The organism is Streptomyces xanthochromogenes (assembly GCF_014650455.1).
Classification (GTDB): Bacteria; Actinomycetota; Actinomycetes; order Streptomycetales; family Streptomycetaceae; genus Streptomyces; species Streptomyces xanthochromogenes.
On sequence record NZ_BMUZ01000001.1, the window covers coordinates 589,809 to 615,982 of the forward strand.

27 protein-coding genes are annotated in these 26,174 nt (G+C 71.6%); 9 read left to right on the forward strand and 18 right to left on the reverse strand.

From position 1 onward, the window contains the following. Positions 1–102 precede the first annotated feature (102 nt). From IE267_RS02605 to IE267_RS02615, 3 genes are all read left to right on the forward strand, one after another. Positions 103–1,044 (forward strand): carbohydrate ABC transporter permease, encoded by a 942-nt coding sequence (locus IE267_RS02605; RefSeq protein ID WP_229860586.1) that lies wholly within the window; start codon positions 103–105, stop codon positions 1,042–1,044. Then, positions 1,041–1,985 carry a carbohydrate ABC transporter permease gene (locus tag IE267_RS02610; RefSeq protein ID WP_189762033.1) on the forward strand — a complete coding sequence of 315 codons (945 nt, stop codon included), beginning with the start codon at positions 1,041–1,043 and terminating at the stop codon, positions 1,983–1,985. Before IE267_RS02605 ends, IE267_RS02610 begins: the two co-directional genes overlap by 4 nt. A 71-nt stretch (positions 1,986–2,056) precedes the next feature. Beyond that, on the forward strand, positions 2,057–3,085 hold the full coding sequence (locus tag IE267_RS02615) for a hydroxyacid dehydrogenase (RefSeq protein ID WP_189762034.1): 1,029 nt from the start codon (positions 2,057–2,059) through the stop codon (positions 3,083–3,085). Positions 3,086–3,178: 93 nt separating this feature from the next. On the opposite strand, the gene groL is transcribed toward IE267_RS02615, so the two are convergent. Both groL and groES read right to left on the reverse strand, forming a co-directional pair. Further along, positions 3,179–4,807 carry a chaperonin GroEL gene (gene groL / locus IE267_RS02620; protein WP_161244264.1) on the reverse strand — a complete coding sequence of 543 codons (1,629 nt, stop codon included), beginning with the start codon at positions 4,805–4,807 and terminating at the stop codon, positions 3,179–3,181. A 135-nt stretch (positions 4,808–4,942) separates the two neighbouring features. Further along, a complete protein-coding gene (gene groES, locus IE267_RS02625) occupies positions 4,943–5,251 on the reverse strand; it encodes a co-chaperone GroES (RefSeq protein WP_161244265.1) in 309 nt (102 codons plus the stop codon). 232 nt (positions 5,252–5,483) lie between these two features. On the opposite strand from groES, the gene IE267_RS02630 reads away from it, so the two are divergent. The 4 genes from IE267_RS02630 to IE267_RS02645 all read left to right on the forward strand — a co-directional run bounded on the left by IE267_RS02630 (position 5,484) and on the right by IE267_RS02645 (position 10,337). Continuing rightward, entirely contained in the window at positions 5,484–6,173 is a 690-nt protein-coding gene (locus IE267_RS02630) for a response regulator transcription factor (RefSeq protein WP_161244266.1), read from the forward strand. Beyond that, the gene (locus IE267_RS02635; protein ID WP_229860589.1) at positions 6,163–7,533 is read left to right on the forward strand and encodes a sensor histidine kinase; all 1,371 of its coding nucleotides are present in this window, start codon (positions 6,163–6,165) and stop codon (positions 7,531–7,533) included. Before IE267_RS02630 ends, IE267_RS02635 begins: the two co-directional genes overlap by 11 nt. A gap of 93 nt (positions 7,534–7,626) precedes the next feature. Next, positions 7,627–8,832, forward strand: coding sequence for an LCP family protein (locus tag IE267_RS02640; protein ID WP_229860590.1), 1,206 nt, complete (start codon positions 7,627–7,629; stop codon positions 8,830–8,832). Next, positions 8,820–10,337: an FtsW/RodA/SpoVE family cell cycle protein gene (locus IE267_RS02645; RefSeq protein WP_373304448.1), complete on the forward strand. Its 1,518-nt coding sequence runs from the start codon at positions 8,820–8,822 to the stop codon at positions 10,335–10,337. The genes IE267_RS02640 and IE267_RS02645 overlap by 13 nt, the downstream gene beginning before the upstream one ends. Before the next feature lie 356 nt (positions 10,338–10,693). Here IE267_RS02645 and IE267_RS02650 read toward each other — a convergent pair whose 3' ends face one another. After that, the gene (locus tag IE267_RS02650; protein WP_161250617.1) at positions 10,694–11,599 is read right to left on the reverse strand and encodes a polysaccharide deacetylase family protein; all 906 of its coding nucleotides are present in this window, start codon (positions 11,597–11,599) and stop codon (positions 10,694–10,696) included. A gap of 112 nt (positions 11,600–11,711) precedes the next feature. On the opposite strand from IE267_RS02650, the gene IE267_RS02655 reads away from it, so the two are divergent. Further along, the gene (locus tag IE267_RS02655; RefSeq protein WP_229860593.1) at positions 11,712–12,977 is read left to right on the forward strand and encodes a THUMP-like domain-containing protein; all 1,266 of its coding nucleotides are present in this window, start codon (positions 11,712–11,714) and stop codon (positions 12,975–12,977) included. A 409-nt stretch (positions 12,978–13,386) separates the two neighbouring features. Here the strand turns inward: IE267_RS02655 and IE267_RS02660 are convergent, their stop codons facing one another. The 11 genes from IE267_RS02660 to tsaB all read right to left on the reverse strand — a co-directional run bounded on the left by IE267_RS02660 (position 13,387) and on the right by tsaB (position 22,010). After that, a complete protein-coding gene (locus IE267_RS02660) occupies positions 13,387–13,752 on the reverse strand; it encodes a hypothetical protein (RefSeq protein ID WP_167157605.1) in 366 nt (121 codons plus the stop codon). 50 nt (positions 13,753–13,802) lie between these two features. After that, entirely contained in the window at positions 13,803–14,417 is a 615-nt protein-coding gene (locus IE267_RS02665; protein ID WP_167157607.1) for a hypothetical protein, read from the reverse strand. A gap of 266 nt (positions 14,418–14,683) precedes the next feature. Then, on the reverse strand, positions 14,684–14,965 hold the full coding sequence (locus IE267_RS02670) for a DUF1905 domain-containing protein (protein ID WP_167157609.1): 282 nt from the start codon (positions 14,963–14,965) through the stop codon (positions 14,684–14,686). Between the two features lie 4 nt (positions 14,966–14,969). Further along, positions 14,970–15,446: a VOC family protein gene (locus tag IE267_RS02675; protein ID WP_167157611.1), complete on the reverse strand. Its 477-nt coding sequence runs from the start codon at positions 15,444–15,446 to the stop codon at positions 14,970–14,972. A 163-nt stretch (positions 15,447–15,609) separates the two neighbouring features. Then, a complete protein-coding gene (locus tag IE267_RS02680) occupies positions 15,610–15,966 on the reverse strand; it encodes a YciI family protein (RefSeq protein ID WP_161250605.1) in 357 nt (118 codons plus the stop codon). A 165-nt stretch (positions 15,967–16,131) separates the two neighbouring features. Beyond that, complete coding sequence (helR, locus tag IE267_RS02685) at positions 16,132–18,312, reverse strand: RNA polymerase recycling motor ATPase HelR (protein ID WP_373304449.1); 2,181 nt, start codon at positions 18,310–18,312, stop codon at positions 16,132–16,134. A gap of 220 nt (positions 18,313–18,532) precedes the next feature. Continuing rightward, a complete protein-coding gene (locus IE267_RS02690; RefSeq protein ID WP_167157615.1) occupies positions 18,533–19,384 on the reverse strand; it encodes a polysaccharide deacetylase family protein in 852 nt (283 codons plus the stop codon). Positions 19,385–19,493: 109 nt separating this feature from the next. Next, on the reverse strand, positions 19,494–19,757 hold the full coding sequence (locus IE267_RS02695; protein WP_189762036.1) for a hypothetical protein: 264 nt from the start codon (positions 19,755–19,757) through the stop codon (positions 19,494–19,496). Then, entirely contained in the window at positions 19,754–20,863 is a 1,110-nt protein-coding gene (gene tsaD, locus IE267_RS02700) for a tRNA (adenosine(37)-N6)-threonylcarbamoyltransferase complex transferase subunit TsaD (RefSeq protein WP_308428620.1), read from the reverse strand. Before tsaD ends, IE267_RS02695 begins: the two co-directional genes overlap by 4 nt. Continuing rightward, on the reverse strand, positions 20,863–21,336 hold the full coding sequence (rimI, locus tag IE267_RS02705) for a ribosomal protein S18-alanine N-acetyltransferase (protein ID WP_189762161.1): 474 nt from the start codon (positions 21,334–21,336) through the stop codon (positions 20,863–20,865). The genes tsaD and rimI overlap by 1 nt, the downstream gene beginning before the upstream one ends. Before the next feature lie 20 nt (positions 21,337–21,356). Beyond that, positions 21,357–22,010, reverse strand: coding sequence for a tRNA (adenosine(37)-N6)-threonylcarbamoyltransferase complex dimerization subunit type 1 TsaB (gene tsaB / locus IE267_RS02710; RefSeq protein ID WP_161250595.1), 654 nt, complete (start codon positions 22,008–22,010; stop codon positions 21,357–21,359). A 121-nt stretch (positions 22,011–22,131) separates the two neighbouring features. Here tsaB and IE267_RS02715 point away from each other — a divergent pair, with 121 nt between their 5' ends. Continuing rightward, positions 22,132–22,704, forward strand: coding sequence for a hypothetical protein (locus tag IE267_RS02715; RefSeq protein ID WP_229860594.1), 573 nt, complete (start codon positions 22,132–22,134; stop codon positions 22,702–22,704). Positions 22,705–22,936: 232 nt separating this feature from the next. Here the strand turns inward: IE267_RS02715 and IE267_RS02720 are convergent, their stop codons facing one another. From IE267_RS02720 to alr, 4 genes are all read right to left on the reverse strand, one after another. Further along, complete coding sequence (locus IE267_RS02720) at positions 22,937–23,113, reverse strand: hypothetical protein (protein ID WP_167157619.1); 177 nt, start codon at positions 23,111–23,113, stop codon at positions 22,937–22,939. A 152-nt stretch (positions 23,114–23,265) separates the two neighbouring features. Next, complete coding sequence (gene tsaE / locus IE267_RS02725) at positions 23,266–23,775, reverse strand: tRNA (adenosine(37)-N6)-threonylcarbamoyltransferase complex ATPase subunit type 1 TsaE (RefSeq protein ID WP_161250593.1); 510 nt, start codon at positions 23,773–23,775, stop codon at positions 23,266–23,268. Continuing rightward, entirely contained in the window at positions 23,744–24,979 is a 1,236-nt protein-coding gene (locus IE267_RS02730; RefSeq protein ID WP_189762037.1) for an alpha/beta fold hydrolase, read from the reverse strand. Before IE267_RS02730 ends, tsaE begins: the two co-directional genes overlap by 32 nt. A gap of 15 nt (positions 24,980–24,994) precedes the next feature. Further along, the gene (alr, locus tag IE267_RS02735; RefSeq protein WP_167159602.1) at positions 24,995–26,173 is read right to left on the reverse strand and encodes an alanine racemase; all 1,179 of its coding nucleotides are present in this window, start codon (positions 26,171–26,173) and stop codon (positions 24,995–24,997) included. Position 26,174 lies beyond the last annotated feature (1 nt).

Below are 26,174 nucleotides of genomic sequence, written 5' to 3' on the forward strand. Positions count from 1 at the left end.
ACGGGACACACCGGAGCGGGAAGCGGGACCGGGCGCGTGCCACGGCCGGGCGCAGGGGGCGGTCCCGGCCCTGCCGTGCCCGGGAACGACGACCCGGCAGACGTGCGCGCCGGCGCATCCGGGCCCGCCCCGGACCGCCGGGCGCCCCGCGGGGCCCGCAGCCGTACCAACGCGGCCGCGGGGGTGCTGCTCACCCCGTTCTTCGTCCTGTTCACCGCCGTGACGGTGGTGCCGATCGGGTACGCGGTCTGGCTGAGCCTGTTCACCGAGAAGCAGTCGGGGCTCGGCTTCGGCGGCGCCACGACCGTGTTCAGCGGGCTCGACAACTACACGGCGGCGCTCGGCGACCGGGCCTTCCGCGAGGGCTTCTGGGTCCTCGCCGGCTACTGCGTCGTCTACATCCCGCTGATGGTCGGCGGCGCCCTCGCGCTCGCGCTGCTGCTCGACTCGACGCTGGCCCGCGCCCGGCGCTTCTTCCAGCTCGCGCTGTTCCTGCCGCACGCCGTGCCCGGCATCATCGCCGCGCTCGTCTGGGTCTACCTCTACACCCCGGGCCTCAGCCCGGTCGTGAAGGCCATGAACTCCGGCGGCATCGGCTTCGACTTCTTCTCCTCCAGCGGCACGCTCCCCTCCGTCGTCAACATCGCGCTGTGGGAATGGCTCGGCTACAACATGGTCATCTTCTACGCGGCGCTCCAGGCCATCGACCGCTCGGTCCTGGAGGCGGCCACCATGGACGGCGCGGGCGAGTGGCGTACCGCGTTCGGCATCAAACTCCCGCTGATCCGGGCCTCTTTGGTGATGGTGTCGCTGTTCACCGTCATCGGCTCGCTCCAGCTCTTCACCGAACCGCTGATCCTCAACCAGGGCGGCAGTTCCACGGTCACCACCACCTGGACGCCCAACATGTACGCCTACACCGCCGCGTTCAGCCGCAACGACTACGGCCTCGCCGCCGCGTCGGCCGTGCTCCTCGCGCTCGCCGCGGCCCTGCTCTCCTTCGTCGTCACCCGCCTCACCAACCGGAAGGGGGCCACGGCATGACCTCCCCCACGGCAACCGAAGCGAACGCCGCCCCGAGGACCGGCGGGACCGCCGGGCGCGCCGGGACCGCCACCCCGCCACACACCGCCACGCCGCACCGCTCCCCCAGCCGCTGGCTCTCGCGCACCGCGGTCAACGGCGCGCTGCTGCTGTCCGTCCTCTACACGCTCTTTCCCCTGGTGTGGCTGCTCACGGCCGCCACCAAGGACACCGGAAGCCTGCTGTCCGGCGACGCCTTCTCCTTCAAGGGCTTCGACCTGGGCCACAACCTGTCGCAGCTCGCCTCGTACAACGACGGCGTCTACTTCCGCTGGTACCTCAACTCCCTCGTGTACGCGGGCGGCGGCGCGGCCGTCTGCGCGCTCGTCTCCGTCGCCGCCGGGTACGCCTTCGACAAGTACGCCTTCCGCGGCAAGGAGAAGCTGTTCGGCGTGGTGCTGCTCGGCGTGCTCGTGCCGACCACCGCGCTCGCCCTGCCCATGTACCTCCTGGCCAGCAAGGTCGGCCTGGTCAACACGTACTGGTCGGTGCTCATCCCCGTTCTGGTCAATCCGTTCGGGGTGTATCTGGCCCGGGTGTTCAGCGCGAGCTACATCCCCGACGAGGCCCTGGAGGCCGCCCGTATCGACGGGGCCGGCGAGCTGCGCACCTTCTGGTCGATCGGTCTGCGCATGGTGATGCCGGGCTTCGTGACCGTCTTCCTCTTCCAGTTCACCGCCATCTGGAACAACTTCTTCCTCCCCCTGGTCATGCTCAGCGACCAGAAGCTCTTCCCGCTGAGCCTCGGTCTGTACGCCTGGAACAGCAACACCCATGCCGAGCCGAGCTACTACCCTCTCGTCGTCACCGGCTCCCTCCTCGCCGTCATCCCCCTGATCGTCGCCTTCGTCTCCCTCCAGCGGCACTGGAAGGCCGGACTCACCGCGGGCAGCGTCAAATGACCCTCCCGGACGCCCAGTTACCCCTGGCAGGCACCCCCGGCCAGCGCCTCGTGAGGAGCCCGAGTCCCACCATGCACCACACCACTGACAACCGGCCCGCCCTGCTGCTCGCGATGGGCCCCGGCATCGCCGACCGGCTCCTCGCCGAGCGCCACCGCACCCGGCTCGCCGCCCTCACCCGTACCGACCCGTACCTGGTCGCGCACGAGCTCGCCGCGCCCACCGGACCGGTCGCCGCCGCCCTCGCCGAGGCCGAGGTCCTGCTCACCTGCTGGGGTGCTCCCCCGCTGACCGCCGACGTCCTGGACGCGGCCCCGAAGCTGCGCGCGGTGGTCCACGCGGCGGGCTCCGTCAAGCACCACATCACCGACGCCTGCTGGGAACGCGGCATCGCGGTCACCTCGTCCGCCGCGGCCAACGCGCTGCCGGTCGCCGAGTACGCGCTGGCCGCGATCCTGTTCGCCGGCAAGGAGGTGCTGCGCTCGGCCCAGCGCTACGCCGAACTGCGCACCGCGCCCGAGTGGCTGAGCGAGACCGAGCGCACCGGCAACTACCGGCGCACGGTGGGCATCGTCGGCGCGTCCCGCATCGGACGGCGCGTGATCGAACTCCTGCGCCCCTTCGACTTCGAGGTCCTGCTCTACGACCCGTACGTGAGCGGAACCGAAGCGGCGGCCCTGGGCGTTGAACAGGTGACCCTGGACGCGCTGTGCTCCCGCAGCAGCGTCGTCTCCGTCCACGCGCCCCAACTGCCCGAGACCCACGGCATGATCGGCGCACCTCAGCTGGCCCTGATGCCGACGGGCGCCACCCTGGTCAACACCGCGCGCGGCTCCCTGGTGGACGAGCCCGCGCTGCTCGCCGAGCTCCTCCCGGGCCGGCTGCACGCGGTCCTGGACGTGACGGACCCCGAACTGCCGCCCCGCGAATCGCCGTTGTACGACCTCCCCAACGTCCTGCTGACCCCGCACATCGCGGGCTCGCTGGGCAACGAGCTGTACCGGATGGCCGATCAGGCCCTGGCCGAGGTGGAGCGCTTCGCCTCGGGCGCCCCGTTCGCGGACCCGGTGCATCCGCTGTCGCTGGGGCGGTCGGCGTAGGCGGGCGGGCCGCTGCGGAAACGGCTGAGGCCCGGCACCCCCCGAAGGGGATGCCGGGCCTCAACTACGTGCGGCTACCGCTGACTTCGTGCGTCAGTGGGAGTGGCCGTGACCGTGGCCGTGACCGGCCTCGGCCTCTTCCTCGGCCGGCTTCTCGACGACCAGGGTCTCGGTCGTGAGCAGCAGCGACGCGATGGAGGCGGCGTTCTCCAGGGCGGAGCGGGTGACCTTGACCGGGTCGATGACGCCGGCCTTGACCAGGTCGCCGTACTCGCCGGTGGCGGCGTTGAAGCCGAAGCCCTTGTCGAGCTCGCTCACCTTGGAGGTGATGACGTAGCCCTCGAGGCCGGCGTTCTCGGCGATCCAGCGCAGCGGCTCGACGACGGCGCGGCGGACGACCGCGACACCGGTGGCCTCGTCGCCGGTCTTGTCGAGGTTGCCCTCAAGGACCTTGGCGGCGTGCACCAGGGCGGAGCCACCACCGGAGACGATGCCCTCCTCGACCGCGGCGCGGGTCGCGGAGATGGCGTCCTCCAGACGGTGCTTGCGCTCCTTGAGCTCGACCTCGGTGGCGGCACCGACCTTGATCACGCACACGCCGCCGGCCAGCTTCGCGAGGCGCTCCTGGAGCTTCTCGCGGTCCCAGTCGGAGTCCGTGGCCTCGATCTCGGCCTTGATCTGGTTGACGCGGCCCTCGACGTCGGCGCTGTTGCCACCGCCGTCGACGATCGTGGTGTCGTCCTTGGTGATGGTGACGCGGCGCGCGGTGCCGAGCACCTCAAGACCGGCCTGGTCGAGCTTGAGGCCGACCTCTTCGGCGATGACGGTCGCACCGGTGAGGGTGGCGATGTCCTGCAGCATGGCCTTGCGGCGGTCGCCGAAGCCCGGGGCCTTGACGGCCACGGCGTTGAACGTGCCGCGGATCTTGTTGACGACCAGGGTGGAGAGCGCCTCGCCGTCGACGTCCTCGGCGATGATCAGGAGCGGCTTGGAGGCGCCGGCCTGGATGACCTTCTCCAGGAGCGGCAGCAGGTCCTGGATCGAGGAGATCTTGCCCTGGTTGATCAGGATGTACGGGTCGTCGAGGACGGCCTCCATACGCTCCTGGTCGGTGACCATGTAGTGCGAGAGGTAGCCCTTGTCGAAGGCCATGCCCTCGGTGAACTCAAGGTCCACGCCGAAGGTGTTGGACTCCTCGACGGTGATGACACCGTCCTTGCCGACCTTGTCCATGGCCTCGGCGATGAGCTCGCCGATCTGCTTGTCCTGGGCGGACAGCGCGGCGACGGCGGCGATGTCGGTCTTGTCCTCGATCGGACGGGCGGTCGCGAGGAGCTCCTCGGAGACGGCCTTGACCGCGGCGTCGATGCCCTTCTTCAGGGCGGCCGGGGAGGCACCGGCGGCGACGTTGCGCAGACCCTCGCGGACCAGCGCCTGGGCCAGGACGGTCGCGGTGGTGGTGCCGTCACCCGCGATGTCGTTGGTCTTGGTCGCCACCTCCTTGACGAGCTGGGCACCCAGGTTCTCGTACGGGTCGTCGAGCTCGACCTCGCGCGCGATGGTGACACCGTCGTTGGTGATGGTGGGGGCGCCGAACTTCTTGTCGATGACGACGTTGCGGCCCTTGGGACCGATCGTCACCTTGACGGTGTCGGCAAGCTTGTTGACGCCGCGCTCAAGGGCGCGACGGGCGTCCTCGTCGAACTTCAGGATCTTCGCCATGGGAGCGGTTCAGCCCTCTCGAAACTCGGGTTAATGACACTGCGCCCCTCGCCGCCCGGCAATCAGCGGGGTGACCAGGGGCGCAGCTCTCAAAGCATTCGCTTCGAATTCGAAGTACTCACGTACTCCGGTGAATTACTTCTCGATGATCGCGAGCACGTCGCGGGCCGAGAGGACGAGGTACTCCTCGCCGTTGTACTTCACCTCGGTGCCGCCGTACTTGCTGTACAGCACGATGTCGCCGGTGCTGACGTCGAGCGGCAGGCGCTCGCCGTTCTCGAAGCGGCCCGGACCCACGGCCAGGACGACGCCCTCCTGGGGCTTCTCCTTGGCGGTGTCCGGAATGACCAGGCCGGAGGCCGTGGTCTGCTCGGCGTCGAGCGGCTGGACCACAATGCGGTCCTCGAGCGGCTTGATGGCAACCTTGGAGCTGGTGGTCGTCACGATCCGGTCTCCCCCTTCGGAGATCTCACGGGGTTAACTGTCTGGGGTGGCGACCAGGTGGATCCGTCGTCGCGGGTGCCGGACCTGCCCGTCGCTACTTGGCACTCTCCGGTGGGGAGTGCCAGAAGCGAGACTAGGACGGCGATTAGCACTCGGTCAAGCGGAGTGCCAATCTGCCACCGCCGCGGCGGATGCCCCGGGGGCCTCCGGGAGGTGTGTGACCCTGGACGGCATGCGCATTCTGGTCGTCGAGGACGAAACCGGGCTCGCCGACTCGCTGCGTCGGGGCATCTCCGCCGAGGGGCACTGGGTCGACCTCGCGCACGACGGCCACCGGGGCCTCGACCTCGCGCTCACCGGTGGATACGACGTCGTCGTGCTCGACCTGATGCTGCCGGGCCTCAGCGGCTACGAGATCTGCCGCCGGATGCGCCGGCTCGGCGACCTCACCCCGGTCCTGATGCTCACCGCCAAGGACGGCGAGTACGACGAGGCCGACGGGCTCGACTCGGGGGCCGACGACTATCTGACCAAGCCCTTCTCGTTCGTGGTGCTGCTCGCCCGCCTGCGGGCGCTCGGCCGGCGGGCCGGCGCCGAACGCCCCGGCCCGCTCCAGGCGGGCGACCTCACCCTGGACGCCGGCGCCCGGCGGTGCAGGCGCGGCGAGCGGGACATCGAGCTGACCGCCCGCGAACTGGCCGTCCTCGCCTGTCTGATGACCGAGCCGGGCCGGGCCGTGTCCAAGCAGCACATCCTGGACGAGGTCTGGGACAGCGGCGCGGGCACGGCCGACGGGATCGATCCGAACATCGTCGAGGTCTATGTCTCCTCGCTCAGGAAGAAGATCGATTCTCCGTTCGGCCGTCGATCGATCCTGACCGTGCACGGCGTCGGCTACCGGATGGCTCCCGATGGGGGCTGAGCCGCGCCGGACCGCCCGGCTGCTGCCGGGGACCGTCCGCGGGAAGGTCGCCGCGGCCGCCGCCCTCGCCATGGCGCTGCTGCTCGCCGCGGGCGGGGTCTGGCTCTACATCGTGCTGCGCTCCAACCTCCTGGACAACACCACGGGCCGCACCGAACTGGCCGCCCGCAAGGTCGCGGCCCAGGTCGACACCGGAACCGCGCGCGAGCTGCTGCCCCCGCCCGACGGCGGCGTCGACCTGGTCATGGTCCTGGACGAGCGGGGCCGGGTGACCGCGGCGAGCCAGGAGACCGGCGCCGCCCCGGAGCTGGCCGGATTCCGCCCGCCCGAGGGCCAGGACTCGGCGTCCCGGACCCTGAACGAGGGCGGCCGCCACGAGGTCGCCGTCGTCGTACGGGCCCAGTTGCCCGGCGGCCCCGCGAGCTATGTGTACGGGACGACCGTGCTCAGCGACGTCGACGACGCGACCGGCGCCATCGGCTGGGCCCTGCTCGCCAGTGCCCCGCCACTGATCGCGCTGGCCGCCGCCATCGCCTGGGCCGGCACGGGGCTCGCGCTGCGCCCGGTGACCTCGATCCGCACCGAGCTCGCCGAGGTCAGCTCCAGCGAACTGGACCGGCGCGTCCCCGACCCCGGCGGCGCCGACGAGATCGCGCTGCTTGCCCGGACCGTCAACGCCACCCTCGACCGGCTCGAACAGGCCCATGTCCGCCAGCGCGAGTTCGTCGCCGACGCCTCGCACGAGCTGCGCAACCCGATCGCCGCGGTCCGCTCCCGGCTCGAAGTCGCCCTCTCGGCACCGGACTCGGCATCCGTACGGGCCGCGCTCGACGACACCGAGCGACTCCAGCGGATCGCCGCCGACCTGCTGCTCCTGGCCCGCCTCGACGCCCACCCGCAGCCGCCGGCCGAACCCGTCGACCTCGCGCTGCTCGCCGCCGAGGACACCGCCCGCCGACGCGCGGCCCGGGTCCCGGTCGAGCTCGCCGCGGACGCACCCGTGCCGGTGCGCGGCGATCCCGCGCAGCTGGAGCGGATGCTGGCCAACCTCGTCGACAACGCGGTGCGGCACGCGCGTACCGCAGTGCGGGTGACGGCCCGGCGGGACGGGGACGACGCGGTCCTTGAAGTCACCGACGACGGGCCCGGCGTCCCGGCCGCCGACCGGGCCCGGATCTTCGAGCGCTTCGTACGCCTGGACGCGGCCCGGGCCCGGGAGAGCGGCGGCACCGGGCTCGGGCTGGCGATCGCCCGCGAGATCGCCCGGGCCCACGGGGGCGAACTGACGGCGGGGCCGGGGCCCGGGGCCACGTTCACCGTGCGGCTGCCGGGGCGGCCGTCGGCACACCCGCGTCCCTGAAGGCCGCCGTCCGCCCTGAGCGGCGCGCATTCCTGAAGGCGTCTTCAGGACCCTCAGGTTTCCTTCAGCGCGCCGGGCCAAGGATCGGTCGGCGTGAGCCACCGCCGAATGAGCCGTCGAACGAGCCGCAGCCGAAGCAACCGCCGCCGAAAGCGTTCGAGCCCGGTGCGCCTGGTGCGGGCGCTCGCCGCCTGCGCCGCCGTACTGGTGCTCTGCGCGCTGGTCGGCGGCTGGTACCTGTACCGCGACCTGTCCGGCAGCATCGGCACCTCCCGGGCGCTCGGCGACGACGCGCCCAAGTCGGTGGGCGGGGACACCAACATCCTGTTGATGGGCCTGGACAGCCGCAAGGACCAGAACGGCGACGACCTGCCGCCCGAGGTCCTCGACAAGCTGCACGCGGGCAGTTCCGACATCGGCGGCTACAACACCAACACGCTGATCCTGCTGCACGTGCCGGGCGACGGCAGCCGGGCGAAGGCGTTCTCGGTGCCGCGGGACGATCTGGTCGACATCGCGGGGCACGGCCAGGACAAGATCAAGAAGGCGTACGGCCTGGAGAAGGCACGTACCGAGGAGAAGCTGGCGGCCCAGGGCGTCCGCGACAAGCGGGAGTTGGAGACGGCGGGCCGCGAGGCGGGCCGACGGGCCGAGATCGAGACCGTGCGCGACTTCCTCGGCGTGCCCATCGACCACTTCGCCGAGGTCAACCTCGCCGGGTTCTACCACCTGGCCGACGCGCTTGACGGGGTGACGGTCTGCCTCAAGCACCCGGTGAAGGACAAGTACTCGGGTGCCGACTTCCCTGCCGGGAAGCAGACCCTGAACGGCCAGCAGTCGCTGGCGTTCGTGCGTCAGCGACACGGCCTCCCCGGCGGCGACCTGGACCGCACCCGCCGCCAGCAGGCCTTCCTCGCCTCGGCCACGCAGAAGCTCTCCTCGGTCGGCACCTTCACCGACCCGGTCCGGCTGCTGCACCTGCTGAACACCGCCAAGCAGGACCTCGTCACCGACAAGGGCTGGGACCTGCTGTCCTTCCTCAAGCAGGCCAGGAACCTGTCGGGCGGCAACGTGGAGTTCACGACGCTGCCGATCGAGAAGTTCGCCACGCACCGGGGCGAGGACGTCAACATCGTCGACCCGGCGAAGATCAAGCGGATCGTCGCCGACGCCCTGCACCCGGTGCACTCGACCCCGCCCACCGCCCCCCAGGACGCACCGGCGCCGAGCCCGAGCAAGGCGGCCCCCGCCCCGTCCGCCCCGGTCATCGACGGCGGCGGCATCCCGTGCGTGGACTGACCCGGGGCGGGAGCCGGCCGGTCGCGACCCGCCGCCGGCGCGCCGAGGCACTGCTCCTGGTGCTCGTCGTGGCCGTGGCTGCTTTCGGCCATGCGGCGGCCGCGATGGCCATGACGGGCGAACTCCCGCGCGCCACCTACGAGTTCGCCGCCAGCATGGCCCTGATCGCGCTGGCCGGACATCTCACGGTGCGCCGGTACGCGGCCTACGCCGACCCGCTGATCCTGCCGCTGGCCCTGCTCCTGTCGGGCCTGGGTCTGGTGCTGCTCTACCGGCTCGACCCGACGTACGCGCACAAGTTCAAGTCGGAGGCCACCGCTTCGGGGCAGCTCATCTGGACGGTGATCGGGTTCGCGGTCGCGCTCGTCACCCTCGCCGCGCTGCGCGACCACCGGCGGCTCCAGCGGTACATCTACCTCTGCATGGCGACGGCCCTCGTGCTCCTGATGGCCCCGGCGTTCTTCCCCGGCGACACCTACGGCGCCAAGCGCTGGATCTTCATCGGCTCGTTCTCGCTCCAGCCCGGCGAGTTCGTGAAGATCATGATCGCGGTGTTCTTCGCGGGCTATCTGGTCGTGCACAAGGACTCGCTCGCGCTGACCGGCCGCAAGGTGTTCGGGGTCCGGCTGCCGCCGGGCCGCCAGCTCGCGCCGATCCTGGCCATCTGGGTGCTGAGTCTGCTCGTCCTGATCTTCGAGCGCGACCTGGGGACCTCGCTGATCTTCTTCGGCCTGTTCGTGGTGATGCTGTACGTCGCCACCGAGCGGGCGGGGTGGATTCTGACCGGCCTGGTGATGGCGGCGATCGGGGCGTTCGTGGTCGGCTCGACCGAACCGCACGTCAAGGGCCGGATCGTCGCCTGGCAGCACCCCTTCGACAACTATCTGCCGCCCGCCCAGCGTCCGCCCGGCCTGATCTCGGACCAGGCGGCCCAGGCCCTGTTCAGCTTCGGCAGCGGCGGCATGACCGGTACCGGCCTCGGCCGCGGCCACCCCGAGCTCGTGGGGTTCGCGGGCCGCAGCGACTTCATCCTGAGCACGGTCGGCGAGGAGCTGGGCCTGGCCGGGGTGATGGCGGTGCTCGTCCTGTACGCACTGCTCGTGCAGCGGGGGCTGCGGGCGGCGCTCGGCGCGCACGACGGCTTCGGCAAGCTGCTCGCCACGGGGCTGGCGGCGGCGCTCGCGCTCCAGGTGTTCGTGGTGGCGGGCGGGGTGACCGGCCTGATCCCGCTGACCGGCAAGGCCCTGCCGTTCCTCGCGAAGGGAGGGTCCTCGCTGGTCGCGAACTGGGTGATGATCGCGCTGCTGATTCGGATCAGTGACAGCGGGGAGCGTCGGCGGGAGGCGGAACAGGCCGCGCCGGAGGCCGAGTTGACGCAACCGGCCCCCTCACCCCGGGCCGAGGCCCATCCCCAGGAGGGGCGCGGGGCTGTGTTTCCTGGGCGGCTCCATCGCTCGGGCGCGACCAGCCGCCTATGGCCCGAAGCCGAAGACCCTCACCCGTGAGGGCGGTTCCCGCTCCCGCGTGTGGATCGCCGGGTGCGACTCGCTCCCGGCTGGTCGCGCAGTTCCCCGCGCCCCTTGTGGGCCGAGGCGGCTCCCGGGTGGCCCAGCACTGCCCGGTGCCGGGTCACCTACAGGGGCGCGGGGAACTGCGCGACCAGCCAGCTACGGTCCGCAGCCGAAAGCCTTCCCGCCTGCGGGGGTCACGCTCCCGCGTGTGCGCTTTCGGGTGCGGGGCGTGCCCGGCTGATCGCGCAGTTCCGCCCCTGGTAGGTGGCCCGGCGCCCACCGGTCGCGCCCGCACGGCAGCGCCGCGAGTACGTGGCCCCGTACGGGTCGGCTCGGGGATCCGGCACCGGTTACACGTAGTCCTCAAGGCGGGCCACGGCGTACCCCTTGTCGGTGATCACCTTCATCACCTGCCGCACCATGTCGGGCATGGTCCCGTTCCAGTCCTCGCGCCCGCGGAAGTGCGTGAGGATGATGTCCCCGGGGTGCAGGTCGCGGTCCCACTCGCGCCATTCCATGTGGTCGGTGAAGGCCTCCTCCGCCCACAGCGGCGCGGCCTGGACGCCGCAGGACTGGGCCGCCTTGAGGGTGTCCTCGTTGTAGTTCCCGTACGGCGGCCGGAACAGCCGGGGCCGCTTGCCCGCCCACTGGCCGATCTTGTCCTGCTGGTCGCAGATCTCCTTCCGCTGCTCGTCGTAGGAGAGCGCGGGCATGTACCGGTGGTTGAGCGTGTGGTTGTTGAGCGTGACGCCCAGGCCCTGCATCTTCTTGAAGTACTCGTGGTCGTTCTTGACCAGGTAGTCGCTGAGGAACGCGCTGTAGGGGATGCGCAGTTCCTGCATCATCTTCAGGAAGGTGGGGTCCTTCTCGGCACCGTCGTCGATCGTCAGGAAGACGATCTTGTCCTTGGTCGGGACGGTGGTGAAGACGGGCGGCAGCGAGTCGCCGCCGTCCGTCTCGAACCCCGGTCGGTTGGTGATCTTCGGCTTGACGGCGGGCGCCGCGGGCGCGAGCAGCGGCGGCTTGGCGAGCCCCCACTTCTTGACGGCCGCGAGCCGGGCGGTCTCGGCCTGCTGGAGCTGCTCGGAGTAGCCCGCGAGTGCTCCGGCGGGACCCTTCTTGGCTGCCTGGGCGCCGGAGTGCCCGGCACCGCCGTCCTCGGAGGCGCAGCCGGAGGCGAGCAACGCGGCGCCGAGCCCGAGGACGAGGCATGCGACCTTTGTCCTGGACTTACCCTTTTGTCGTACTAGTTGCATGGCGCCGCATCCTGTCAGGCGCGGGGCCCGCCGCCCGTACGACACCGCCGCCACGGGCCCACCATCGCCCACCTGGCCCACAGCGGAGCGGCGACCGGGCGACAATGGCGGGGTGAACGACCTCGACACCTTCTCCCTCCTGCTGGCCGACGAGGGCCGCGCCCTGCTCGCATCGCTGCGGGAGTACGACCCGTCCCAGGAGCTGGCGGTGGCCACCCGGCTGCGCCGCGAGCACGACGCGGGCCTGGTGTCGGCGGCGCTCGGGCAGGCGCGGCTGCGGCAGCGGGCGGTGGCGAAGTTCGGCGCGGCCGACGCACACCGGATGTTCTTCACGCCCAACGGCGTCGAGCAGTCGACCCGCGCCTCGGTCGCCACCCACCGCGCGAAGGCCTTCGCCGCGCGCGGCGTACGCGGCGTGGCGGACCTGTGCTGCGGCATCGGCGGCGACGCGCTGGCGCTCGCGCGGGCCGGCATCCCGGTGCTCGCCGTGGACCGCGACCCGCTGACGGCGGCGGTGGCCCGCGCCAACGCGGAGGCGCTCGGCCTCGCGGACCTGATCGAGGTGCGCTGTGCGGATGTGACCGACATCGACACGGCTCCGTACGACGCGGTCTTCGTGGACCCCGCGCGGCGGGGCGGCAGACAAGGAGGGGCCGCGCACAGCGCGTCGGCAAGGGGCGGTGGTCGGGCGACGGGCGGGCGCATCTTCGACCCGGAGGCGTACTCTCCCCCGCTCTCCTGGGCGGTCACGACGGCCCTGGCCGCCCCCTTCGCGGCGCTGAAGATCGCCCCCGGCATCCCGCACGAGGCGATTCCGCCGCAGGCCGAGGCGGAGTGGATCTCGGACGGGGGCGACGTGAAGGAGGCGGTGCTGTGGTTCGGCACCGGCGTCACCCCGGGCGCGGTCCGCGCCACGCTGCTGCCCGCCGCGGCCGACCTGTGGACGGCCGCGCCGCTCGACGCGCCGCCGGTGGGACCGGTGGGGCGCTACCTGTACGAGCCGGACGGCGCGGTCATCCGGGCGCATCTGGTCGCCGAGATCGTGGACCGGTGCGGGGGGCGGCTGATCGACGAGACGATCGCCTATGTGACGAGCGACGAGGAGTACGTGTCCCCGTACACCTCGGCGTACGAGATCACCGATCAACTCCCTTTCAACCTCAAGAAGTTGAAGGCATTGCTGCGGGAGCGGGAGGTGGGGGTGCTCACGGTGAAGAAGCGGGGCTCGGCGGTGGAGCCGGAGGAGATCCGGCGCCGCGTGAAGCCGGCGGGGCCGAACTCGGCGACGGTGTTCCTGACCAGGGTGGCAGGCGCCCCGACGATGCTCGTCGGCCACCCCCTCCCCCACCCCACCGGGGCTCCGCCCCGGACCCCTTGAGGGACGGAGCCCCTCGAACCCCTGCCAGGGGCTCCGCCCCCTGCACCCCCGATCGCGCCTGAACGGCGCTCGTCCTCAAACTCCCCCAAGGCCTCAAGGGCCAGGGGGGACCCCCATGACAGGCTGAGGTTGCCCGGTGCTGGCCCGCACCGGGCATTTAGGGGCGCGGGGAACTGCGCGACCAGCCACGCACGGCCCGCAGCCGAAAACGGGTTTTTTGGGGGCGCGAGGAACTGCGCGAGAAGCGACCACGCCCCGCAGCCGACAAGGGCCTTCAGGGGCGCGGGGAACTGCGCAACCAGGCACCCACGGTCCGCACCTTCCCGGGCACGAGCAACCCGCACGGCCCGAGGCCGAAACCCGGCACAGGGGCGCGGGCCCCCGCAAAGAAGCCCGCACCTCCACCCGCTCACGCCAAATCGGTCAGCTCGTCCGCGTAGACCTGGGAGAGCGGCTGAGGCCCCACGTACTGCTGGCAGTTGCACTGCCCCGACTCGAACCGCAGCGGCTTCTTGCTCTCGTCCCAGGCCACCGGCACCTCAACCCGCTCATGGCACTTGCCCGCCTTGTCGTGTTTGGCCAGGTGGTGCGTGCACCCGCACACCGGCTCCGGCGCCTTGTGGGCCGCCTCCACCGCGAGGCGTTCCTGCTTCGCCGCCTCCAGCCGCTCCATCTTGCGCTCGTGACGCGTGCGCAGCGCCGTCCGGGCGTTGTCGATCGCCCAGCCGAATCCGCCCATCCAGAACACGATTAGAATCCACCAGTACCAGGCCATGGCGACCGCCCTTCCCCCGAGATGTGTCCCCGCACCGCGCTGCGGAACCCTCAGGATAGGCGCGTGAGGGAGCGCTGGACCCAGCGCCGGTGGGCGGCCGCCTTCACCACGCCGACGAGGCCGGTCAGCCAGCAGATCAGGCCGAGACCCATGCCGTAGACGACGAGCGCGTACGTGTCGCGGCCCGGCGCGGCCGTCGCCGGCAGCACCAGGCAGACGGCGAGGCCGCCCGCACACAGCAGCACCGAGGGGACCAGCCAGGCGAGACTCAGGCCGGGCTTGCGCAGATTGCGGTCGAGTACCGGATCGCGATCCAACTCGCCCCATTGGCGCAGGAGTTCGCGAATGCGCCGGTCCTTGCGGAGGCCGAACCCGACGGCGATGCCGGTCGGGATCATCACTCCGAGACCCAGCAGCAGGAACACACCGCCGACTATGGCGGTGAGGACATCGGTCAGTGAGGTGAGCGCGGTGCCGACCATGGACCAGCCCAGCGCGAAGAGCGCCGCCCACAGCCAGAGCAACCCGAGCCGGCCCGCCCCCAAGTGCCCCTTGACCAGCACGTCGAGGACCTGCGCACGGTCCGCGAGCAGCGCGTTGCGGTCGGGCCAGGCGCGCAGCTCGACCGGGGGCGGCGAGGGAGGGAGCGACGATCGGGGCGTCATGCGCCAGAGATTATCGGGGGCGCCCCCGGTCCCGGCGGCCACCCTGCGTCATATGCCCGGCAGTTGGCCGGTTCCGCGAGCCGGAAGCCGCCCCGCCCTCTGCCTCCGGGAGCCCAACCCCCTTGCCACTCGGCCGAGTTCGAGCGGGTTCGCCGCCGCATGGTCCGGCCGGTCGGCCGCCACCGGAGAACTCCCCGTCGAGCGGGGCGAAAGTGCCCCGGGAGCGCCGGCGGTCTCGGCCGCCCGATTCCACCGCTCCACGTCGCTCAGCCGTCGAGACGCTCCTCAAGGCGCACGGTCACGGTGTCCCCCGCCTCCTTGCCGATCGCCTTGCGCACCTCGGCCTTCACGGGCAGCTTGTGCGTGCCGTCGCCCAGCGCCATGAACGAGCTGCGGAACGGATGGCCGTCGACGGTTCCGGCGACCTTCACCAGGCCCCGGGTGCCGAAGAACTCGGCGGACTCGGGCCAGACGACGTACGTCCAGCCGCCTTCGTTCGGGCTCTTCACCAGCTCGGCGCTGAATTCCCGGTCCACTCGTCGGGGCATCGGGTCACGCGTCCCGCACGGCCTGGAGGTCGATCTTCTTCATGCCCATGACCGCGGCCATGACCCGCTCGGACTTCTCCGCGCCCTGGCCGAGCAGCTCGGGCAGTTCGGCCGGGACGATCTGCCACGAGAGCCCGTACCTGTCCTTCAGCCAGCCGCACGGGCCCTCTTCGCCGCCCTCGCCGAGCCGGGTCCAGAACCGGTCGATCTCCTCCTGGTCCGAGCAGCCCACCGAGAGCGAGATCGCCTCGCTGAAGGTGAACTGGGGGCCGCCGTTGAGGGCGATGAAGCGCTGGCCCGCGATGACGAACTCGACCGTCATGACCGAGCCGGTCTCGCCGGGCGCGGACGCCGGGAAGTGCGTGACCGACGCGACGCGCGAGTCGCCGCCGAAGATGGAGACGTAGTGGTCGGCCGCTTCCTCGGCCTGGCCGTCGAACCAGAGGAACGTGGTGATCTTCTGCGTGATCTGCGCGGACATCGTCGGTCTCCTTGCCGTGGCCGGGCCCCGTGCGGGCGGCATCGAAAGGTGGACCGGAACCCCGCGCGAAACTCATCGCGGTTACAGGACAGCACCGGGCCCGGTGCCCGGCAACATTTCCGGCGGCCGGGGCCGGGGCCCCGGCCGGCGTGCCCCAGAGGCCTCAGCCCTCGACGACCTCGCGCACCTCGGACGTGATGTCCCAGCCGTCCTCGTGGATCTTCACGAAGCGGGTGGCCCACTCGATCGCCTCGGCCTTGTCCTTGGCCTGGATCATCGCGTAGCCGCCCACGACCTCCTTGGACTCGGTGAACGGGCCGTCGGTGACCGTCAGCTCGCCGTTGTTCCAGCGCACCCGGGTGCCCTCGGCGGACGGGGTGAGCCCGGCGGTGTCGAGCAGCACACCGGCCTTGGTCATCTCCTCGATGAGGTGGCCCATCCGCTCCATGAGCTCGGGGGTGACACCGCTCGCGGGGGTGTTGTTCTCGTCGATGCGGACCATCGTCAGGTAGCGCGGCATGGCCGTTCTCCGTTCTGTTCTGCGTTCTGTGCGGTGTGGTGCGGGGCGGGGAGCTCGTCCCCGCCCCGCACCCTTGCGTCGAACCGGAGACGGCCGGATCGACACCACCGGGAAGATTCGCCGGACTTTTTTCGGGAGCCCTGTTCCGGGCCGGCCGCCCGGGCCTCAGCTCGTGAGGACGACGAGCTGCCGGGTCGCCCGGGTCATCGCGACATAGCGGTCCACGGCCCCCTCGACGCCTTCGCCGAACCGCTCCGGGTCGACGAGGACGACGAGATCGAATTCGAGGCCCTTCGACAGCTCGGGCGACAGCGACCGCACCCGTGAGGTGCCTCGGAACCCGGGGGCGCCGATCACGCACGCGATCCCGTCGCCGTGCGCGGCGAGCCAGCCCTCCAGGACCGTGTCGAGGTCGGCCGCGGAACCGTGGACGACGGGGACACCGCCGCTGCGGATGGAGGTGGGCACATTGGCGTCGGGCAGTGCGGCGCGGATGACCGGCTCGGCCTCCGCCATCACCTCTTCCGGGGTGCGGTAGTTGACGCTGAGCGAGGCCACCTCGACCCGGTCGAGCCCAATCCGCTCCAGACGTTCGCGCCACGACTCGGTGAACCCGTGCCGGGCCTGGGCCCGGTCGCCGACGATGGTGAAGCTCCGGGACGGACAGCGCTGCAGCAGCATCTGCCACTCCGCGTCCGTGAGTTCCTGCGCCTCGTCGACGACGATGTGCGCGAAGGGGCCCGCCAGCAGATCGGGTTCGGCGACGGGCAGGGCGCTGTCGTCGATCAGGGTGTCCTGGAGGTCCTTGCCGCGCAGCATCCGCAGCGCGCCCTCGCTCTCGTCGCCCGCCGACTGGAAGTTGGACGCCGAGATGATCTCGTCGATGACCCCGGACATCCGCTCGCGCTCGGCGGCGACCACCGCCTCGTGCCGCCTCCTGCGCCGCTCCACCTCCGGGTCGCCGAGCCGCTGCCGAGCGGCGTCCAGGAGCGGCAGGTCGGACACCGTCCAGGCCCCCGCGTCCGGGCGCCGCAGTCGGCGTACGTCGTCGGGGCCGAGCCAGGGCGCGCACATCCGCAGGTAGGCCGGGACCGACCAGAGGTCCCCCACCACGTCGGCCGCTTCGAGCAGCGGCCAGGCGCTGCCGAGCGCCTCGGCGAGGTCCCGGTCCTGGGCCAGCGCCTTGCGGAACTCCGCGGGCGTGACGTCGTCGCCGTCGTACTGGTCGAGCAGGATCGTGAACAGTGCCTCCCGGACCAGCTCGCGCCCCTCGTTGTGCGGGGTGCCGGGGCCGGGCGCCGCGAAGGCCTCCGCCCAGTCGTCGGCGGTCAGCCGGACGTCGGCCCAGGGGGTGGTCACGGTCAGGGCGGCGGTGGGCGGCTCCTCGTAGAAGGCGACGGCCTTCTCGACGGCCCCCACCATGTCGGCGGACGCCTTGAGGCGGGCCACCTCCGGGTCGCTCTCCTCCTCGGCGTCGGCGCCCTCGGTGACGAGGTCGCGCAGGATGCAGGTCTGCACGCCCTCCTCGCCGAGGCTGGGCAGCACGTCGGCGACGTAGTCCAGGTACGGGCGGTGCGGCCCGACGAACAGGACCCCGCCGCGACGGTGGCTCAGGCGCGGGTCGGAGTAGAGCAGGTACGCCGAGCGGTGCAGGGCGACGACGGTCTTGCCCGTGCCGGGGCCGCCGTCGACGACGAGCGCGCCGCGCGAGCCGGCCCGGATGATGGCGTCCTGGTCGGCCTGGATGGTGGACAGGACGTCCCGCATCCGGGCCGAGCGGTTGGTGCCGAGGCTGGCGATGAACGCGGACTGGTCGTCGAGGGCCGCATGCCCTTCGAGCCCCTCGGCGCTGAACACCTCGTCCCAGTAGTCGCTGATCCGGCCCGCGGTCCAGCGGTACCGGCGGCGGCTCGCCAGGCCCATCGGGCCGGCGTGGGTCGCCGCGAAGAACGGTTCGGCCGCGGGCGAGCGCCAGTCGACGAGGAGCCTGCGGCCCTCGCGGTCGGTGAGCCCGAGCCGGCCGATGTACAGGGGCTCGGCAGTGTCGGCGGCGACGATGCGTCCGAGGCACAGGTCGAGGCCGAAGCGGCGCAGGGTCCGCAGGCGGCCGGTCAGCTGATGGACCTCGATGTCCCGGTCCATGGCGGCCCGGCCGATGCCGCCGGGCGACCGGCGCAGCTCGTCGAGGTGGCCGGAGAGTTCGGTGATGGTTTCGTCGAGGGTGCGGGCGATGGCGGCGAAGTGCCGCTCGTCGCCCCCGATCAGCGCCGGATCGGCCTTGGCGGCAAGACGGTCGGGAAGGTCGAACGCGCTGGAGGATCCAGGAACCGACAACTGCACACGCACTTCGTGAATCTCCCAATTCCGCAGGTACTGGCCCGAGGCCAGTGATTCTGCGGCACGATGGGGGCCTTGCCGCAAGCCCCCCAGTGCGCTATATCTTGATAGTGGCGAGGAGAGCACGTACTCCTTGCCTTCTTTGTTTCCGCTGTGCATTCCGCGCCGTGCGGGTTCCGGCCGAGGCATTTCCCGTTTCGCCGCACTTCCCCGTTCGGCCGCGCCCCTCCTAGACGTAGTCCTCCAGGCGGGCCACCGTGAAGCCCTGCTCCTGTATGTGGCGGAGCATGTTCGCGGTCATCTCCGTCATGGAGGTGCCCTTGAGTTCCTTGGGGCCGCGGAAGTGCGCGAGGATGATGTCACCGGGGTGCAGCTTCTTGTCGCCGCGCTGGTACTGCATGTTGGTTATCTGCATCGACTCGCGCCACAGCACCATCGCCCGGACGTCACAGGACTTGGCGGCCGCTCGGGTGTTCTCGTTCCAGTTGCCGTACGGGGGCCGGAAGAGCCGGGGGGCCTTGCCGTACTCCGTGCCCAGCTTCTTCTCCTGGGTGCATATCTCGTTCTTCTGCGCGGCCTCGCCGAGCGTGCGCAGATTGGGGTGCGAGAGCGTGTGGTTCTCTATCGAGTTCCCGAGCTCCTGCAGCGGCTTGAAGTAGCCGTAGTCGCCGCGAATGATGTCGTCGGTCAGGAACATCGTGAACGGGATCTTCAAGTCCCGCATCATTTCGACGAACTTGGGGTCCTTCTCGGCACCGTCGTCGAACGTCACGAAGACGATCTTTTCCTTGGTGGGAATGTCGCTCACCACCGGCACCTCACCCGGCTTGCCGTGCACCGGCTTCTCGGCGGGCGGCGCGGGCGGTGCGGCGAACGGCTTGAGGCCCCACTTGCGGTACGCGGCCTCGGTGGCGGCCTTGTCGTCGCCCGGCGACGGCTTCGAGGGCGCACCGCTCGCCTTGCCGGACGGGGCGGACGCGGAGGGGGCGCTGCTCGATCCGCCGCCGGAGGAGCAGCCCGCGACCATCAGCAGACCGAAGAGAGCCGCACCGACCGCCTTCTTGCGCACGAGCCAACCCATGTCTCAATACCGCCCGTTTCTGTCATCAGCTACTCATAACTTGATGCCAGAAACGGGCGCGGGGTTGCCTGAAGCGGTCAGATGACGCCCGATACCGATCAGGAGGGGCTCAGGCGTCCGCCGCCCCGAGCGACTCGAAGCGCCAACGGTGCACCGGCCGGGCCACCAACTCCCCGTCCGGGTGCGGGAGTTCGGGCAGTTCGGCGTCGTAGGACGCGTCCCACCAGGTGATGACCAGGACCCGGTCGCCGGGCGCGCGCAGGATCTCGCGGCGCAGCGGCGAACCGGCCACCGGGTGCCCGCGGACCCAGTCGAGCAGTTCGTCGCCGCGGCCCTCGGCCGCCCGGGCCTCCCACATCAGCGCGACGGTCATGAGTACAGGTTCTTCTTGCTGACCTCGTGCACATGGTCGTGATCGTGCGCATGGGCGTGCGCCTCGCCCGGTACGTGCGGCTCGGTCACCGGCAGCGAGGAGTCCGCCGAGAGCTCCAGGTCGGAGGCGGGCCGGTTCCTGGCCACCATCTCCGCGCCGAGCGCCGCGACCATCGCGCCGTTGTCCGTGCACAGGCCGGGCCGCGGCACCCGCAGCCGGATGCCGGCCCGCTCGCAGCGCTCCTGGGCGAGCGCGCGCAGCCGGGAGTTGGCGGCCACGCCGCCGCCGATCATCAGGTGGTCGACGCCCTCGTCCTTGCAGGCCCGTACGGCCTTGCGGGTCAGCACGTCCGCCACGGCCTCCTGGAAGGACGCGGCCACGTCCCGCACCGGCACCTCCTCGCCCGCGTTGCGCTTGGCCTCGATCCAGCGGGCCACGGCGGTCTTCAGGCCGGAGAAGGAGAAGTCGTACGCCGGGTCGCGCGGGCCGGTGAGGCCGCGCGGGAAGGCGATCGCCTTCGGGTCGCCCTCCTTGGCGAGGCGGTCGATGACCGGGCCGCCGGGGAAGCCGAGATTGAGCACCCGGGCGATCTTGTCGAAGGCCTCGCCCGCCGCATCGTCGATGGTGGCGCCCATGGGGCGCACGTCGGAGGTGATGTCGGGGGCGAGCAGCAGCGAGGAGTGGCCGCCGGACACCAGCAATGCCATCGTCGGCTCGGGCAGCGGCCCGTGCTCCAGCTGGTCGACGCAGATGTGCGAGGCCAGGTGGTTGACCCCGTACAGCGGCTTGTTCAGAGCGTAGGCGTACGCCTTCGCGGCCGAGACGCCGACGAGCAGCGCGCCCGCGAGCCCGGGCCCGGCGGTGACCGCGATGCCGTCGAGGTCGCGCGCCGAGATCCCGGCGGTCTTCAGCGCGCGCTCGATGGTCGGCACCATCGCTTCGAGGTGGGCGCGCGACGCGATCTCGGGGACCACGCCGCCGAACCGGGCGTGGGTGTCCACGCTGGAGGCCACGGCGTCGGCGAGCAGCGTCGTACCGCGCACGATGCCGACGCCGGTCTCGTCGCAGGAGGTCTCGATGCCCAGTACGAGCGGTTCGTCAGCCATCAGTCAGTCTCTTCTGTTCCTTGGACGTATTCCTGGACGGTCAGTCGCATCACGAGCGCGTCCACGTTGCCCGGCTGGTAGTAGCCGCGGCGGAAGCCGATGGGCTCGAAGCCGAAGCGCTCGTAGAGCTTCTGGGCCCGGGTGTTGTCCACGCGCACTTCGAGCAGGACCTCGTCGCACTCGAAGGCGGTGGCGTGCTTGAGCAGATCGGTCAGGAGGCGGGCGCCGAGCCCGGTGCCCCACTGGTCGCGGGCGGCGGCGATGGTCTGGACGTCCGCGAGGTCGCCCGCCGCGGCGAGCCCGGCGTAGCCGACGAGCCGCCCCCGCGCGTCCTCGGCGACCACATAGCGGCGGGTGGCACCCGGCCCGCGCGCGTGCGCGAGCTCGGACCAGAACATTCCCGCCGACCAGGCGTCCTCGGGGAACAGCTCGTGTTCGAGGTCGAGCACGGGCCCGATGTCCCACCAGCGCATCTCGCGCAGCACGGCTTCGGTCACTTGGGGGTGACCACCTTGTAGTTCTTGGGCACCTGCGCGTCCGGCCGGCGCAGGTACAACGGTGTCGTCGGCAGGAACTCCGAGCCCGCGGCGAGCTTCTCGGCAGCCAGCGCGGCGAGCGCGCCCGCCGACTGGTGCTCGGGGCCGCGCGCCTCGGGGAACGCCTCCGGGTAGAGCACCGCGCCCTGGCCGACGACCGGCAGACCGCTCAGCTGCTCGGCGATGTCGCCGGGCCGGTCGACGGCGGGCTCGCCCGCACGGGTGCGGAAGTCGTCGTAGCGGGCCCAGTAGACCTCCTTGCGGCGGGCATCCGTGGCGACCACGAAGGGCCCCTCGATGCCGGAGGCGTAGGCGAGTCCGTCCAGGGTGCACAGGCCGTGCACGGGCACGCCGAGCACGGAGCCGAACGTCGCGGCGGTGACCAGACCGACACGGAGGCCCGTGTACGGGCCGGGGCCGACGCCGACGACCAGGTCCGTCACGGCGTCCAGGGCGAGGCCGGCCTCGGCGAGCACCCGGTCGACAGCGGGCAGCAGCAGTTCCCCGTGTCGGCGGGCGTCGACCTGCCGGGACTCGGCGACGACGGAGGTGCCGTCGTGCAGGGCGACGGTGACGGCGGGGGTGGCGGTATCAACGGCGAGCAGGAGCACGCGAACAGCCTACGACCAAGCCGACGGGGGCACGGCGTCCCGCCCGAGCCGTCACCTGCTGCTACCGTCAGCCGCAGGTATGACCGTAGGCATGCATGTACGTACGAAAGGGGAAGCCCAGGTGGCACGGAGCAGCACGGGATTCGTGGCCGGGATCACCGCGGCCGCTCTCGCGGTGGTCGGCTTCCTCGCCTACCAGGCCTCGGCGAGCGCGCCTCCGGCCGCGGATCTCGCGGCCCCGGGCACCAGCGCGTCCCCGTCGGCGAAGCCGTCCAACCTGCCCCCCGCGGGCTCCCCCGCGAGCAAGCCGGACCTCACGGTGCCGGTCAACTCGGGCACCGGCGTCCGGGTCGTGTACGCGCTCAGCGCGAAGCGGGTGTGGCTGGTGGGGGTGGCCAAGACGCCGAAGACCTTCGCGGTCGTACCGTCCGCGATCAACCCGAAGCCGGGCACGTACGTGGTGCTCTCGCGCACCGGCAACAAGATCACCGGCTCGGACGGGGTGGCCATCGACCACGTCGTACGGTTCGCCAGCAACGAGAACGTGGCGATCGGCTTCAGCTCGGCGGTCGACGGCTCGATGACGATCCCGAAGACGGGCAAGAAGGCCGGCGGCATCCGCATGACGCGGGCCGACGGCGACGCGATGTGGACGTTCGCGACCCGCAACTCCAAGGTCGTCGTCGTCCCGTAGCGACGAAGCCAGTCGGCATCCCGGATCGACGAAGGCCGACGTCGTCCCGTAGCCACGACGTCGGTTGTCGCCCCCCGGCCACAAAGGGATGCCGTCCCGCAACCGCTGGTGAGCTGCGCGTGGGGCGTCGCGTCACCTGTCACCCGCGAGCCGCGCAGAACGTCGTGCCGCAGCCGCGGCCGCCGCGCGCGGGCGCCCGCCGGTGGCGACAATCACCCGATAGGACTACGGGCTATGCCGCGTCCCGATGGGCTTCGCCCTCATCGGCCGTCGGCGCGCTCTCCCGCGGCGGCGTCGACACGGCGCTGGCCGCGGCGCAGGAGGCCAGCAGATCGCGTATCGACACCCCGAGCGGCACCGGGACGCCCCGCGGGGCCGACGGCTTCGCTTCGCGTTCCGGCACGGTCATGGCGGCCTCCTGGGGCTGCGGAAGAAGGCGCGGTTAGGTAGACCTAACCAGGTCTCTTCCTCCATGTGACCATGCCTGGTGCGACCAACGCAACATTTTGCCGACGTCTTGTCGGAACGTACGGCTCGCTCCAGCCGCACCCGGGCCCGGCCTCAGAGCGCCTCGACCCCCGCGCCGCTCCAGCGCGACCCGATTCCGGTGATCGTCACCGTTCGGCGGTCGTCGTCGGTCTCGCCCACGACACGGTCGATGAGCACCTGCAACCGGTCCTCGGACAGGTCCTCGACCTTGCCCTCGCCCCACTCGACGACCACCACGGACTCGGGCAGCGACACGTCGAGGTCGAGGTCCTCCATCTCGTCGAGGCCGCCGCCCAGCCGGTAGGCGTCCACGTGCACCAGGGCCGGGCCGCCGGTGAGCGAGGGGTGCACCCGGGCGATGACGAAGGTGGGGGACGTGACGGCGCCGCGCACACCGAGGCCCTCGCCGAGGCCACGGGTGAGGGTCGTCTTTCCGGCGCCGAGCTCCCCGGTGAGCATCACGAGGTCGCCGGGGCGGAGCAGTTTGGCGATGCGGCGCCCCAACTCCTGCATTTCGGAAGGGGAGTTGAGGGTGAGGCTGGTGCCGGCGTCAGCGGCCGGGCTGGTGTGCGGTGCTTCCATACGTCCCAACGTTAGCGGCCTGCGGCACCGCGCCGACCCGGGCCAGGAGGTCGGCGAGGCGGTCGGTGACCGTCTCGGGGTGCTCCAGCATCACCAGGTGCCCGCCGTCCGGCACGATGACCAGCTCCGCGTCGGGCAGCAGATCGGCGATGGCCTCGCTGTGCGAGCTGGGCGTGACCAGGTCGCGATCGCCGGCCAGCACCAGGACGGGCACCTCCGCGAAGATCGCGAGGGCCGCCGTCTTGTCGTGCTCGGAGAAGGCCGGATAGAACTCGGCGACCACGTCGATCGGGGTGCCCTCGATCATCCGCTCGGCGAACCGGGCGACCGCCGGGTCGACGTCCTTCGAGGAGAACGAGTAGCGCTTGATCATGCCCGCGAACAGGTCGGCCGTCGCCCGCCGCCCCCGCTCCACCAGCTCCGCCTGCGAGCCGAGCGCCTTGAGCACGCCAGGAAGCACCCGGCGCACCGCGTTGACCCCGGCCACCGGAAGCCCGTAGTTGACCTCGCCCAGCTTGCCCGAGGACGTGCCGACGAAGGCGACGCCGACCACCCGGTCCCGGATCAGCTCGGGGTACTGCTCGGCCAGGGCCATGATCGTCATGCCGCCCATGGAGTGGCCGACCAGGACGAGCGGGCCCTCGGGCGCGGCCGCGTCGATGACGGCCTTCAGGTCCCGGCCCAGCTGGTCGATGTCGACCGGGAGTCCCTCGCGCTGGGCCTTGCCACGGTCCGAGCGGCCGTGGCTGCGCTGGTCCCAGTGGACCGTGCGCAGCACCCCGCGCAGGGCCGCGCGCTGGAAGTGCCAGGAGTCCTGGCTGAGGCAGTAGCCGTGCGAGAACACCACGGTGACCGGGGCGGGCACCTTGCGCCCGAAGAGCCGGCGCTTGCGCGAGCCGTTGGCGCCGGCCTCCGGCTCGACCTCGTCGGTCTCGTAGTACAGAACGGTCCCGTCGTCGGCGGCCACCTTGCCCGGCATGCCCCGCAGCGCGCCGTACGGCCCGGACGCGTCCAGGGCCAGGCGTGCTTTCCTGCGCATGCCGCGCCCGACGGTGAGCCGCTCTATGGCCACGCCCGCCGCCGCGCCCGCCGCGACCACGCCTATCGCGGCGCCCGCGACGGAGGCCAGGCGCCAGCTGCCGACCGCCGACCGGGCGTCCTGCACCGCGGATACGACGGCGTCCCCCGTGCTGGTCTCGCTCACCGTGCCGCTCCGCTCTTACTCGTCGTCGCCGGAACACTCATTCACGTCGAGGGGCCCCTCGGGCCGCTCGTTCACATAGACGCGCGGTACCCGCGAACCGATGCGCGTCACGATCTCGTACGCGATCGTGTCGGCCGCCCGCGCCCAGTCCTCGGCCGTCGGCTCCCCGTCGTCGCCGGGACCGAAGAGAACGGCCCGCGCGCCCGGCTCGACCGTGTCCCCCTCAAGGTCGACCACGAACTGATCCATGGCAATGCGGCCCGCCGCGGTACGCACTTTCCCGCCCACCAGAACCGGACCGCGCCCCGAGGCGTGCCGCGGGATGCCGTCGCCGTAGCCGAGCGGGACCAGACCGAGGGTGGTCTCGTTCCCCGTGACGTAGTGATGCCCGTAACTGACGCCGTGACCCGCCGGAACCTGCTTAACGAGCGCGACCGAGGCCGACAGGGTCATGACCGGCCGCAGCCCGAGCTCCCGCGCGGTGCCGAGCTCGGGCGCCGGGGAGACCCCGTACATGGCGATGCCGGTGCGTACGAGGTCGTAGTGCGACTCGGGGAGGGTGAGCGTGGCCGGGGAGTTGGCGATGTGCCGCACCTCGGGGGTGATGCCCGCCTTCTCCGCGTACGCGGTCATCTCCTGGAACACCGAGAGCTGGGCCGCGATCGAGGGGTGGCCGGGCTCATCGGCACAGGCCAGGTGCGACCACAGGCCGGTGACGTTCACCTCGGGGGCGGCGAGCGCCGCGTGCACCAGCTCCGGCCAGTCGGCGGGCTGGCAGCCGTTGCGGCCGAGGCCGGTGTCGGCCTTGAGCTGGATCCTGGCCGTGCGGCCGGCGGCGCGGGCCGCGTCGGCCGCCTCCCGCAGGGCCCACATGCCGCTCACCGAGACATCGATGTCCGCTTCGATCGCCTCGCGCCAGGGGCCGCCCGGCGTCCACAGCCAGCACAGCATCGGGCCCTGGATGCCGGCCGCGCGCAGGGCGAGCGCCTCGTGCGGGGTGGCGGTGCCGATCCAGCCGGCGCCCGCCTCCAGAGCCGCCTCGGCGCAGGGCAGCGCGCCGTGCCCGTACGCGTCCGACTTCACCACGGCCATGAGCTGGGCGCCGGACGAATGAGCGCGCAGCGTCCGCACATTGGCACGCAGCGCACCGAGGTCGATCTCGGCGCGGGCGCGTCCGGCGGGGCTCTGAGTCATC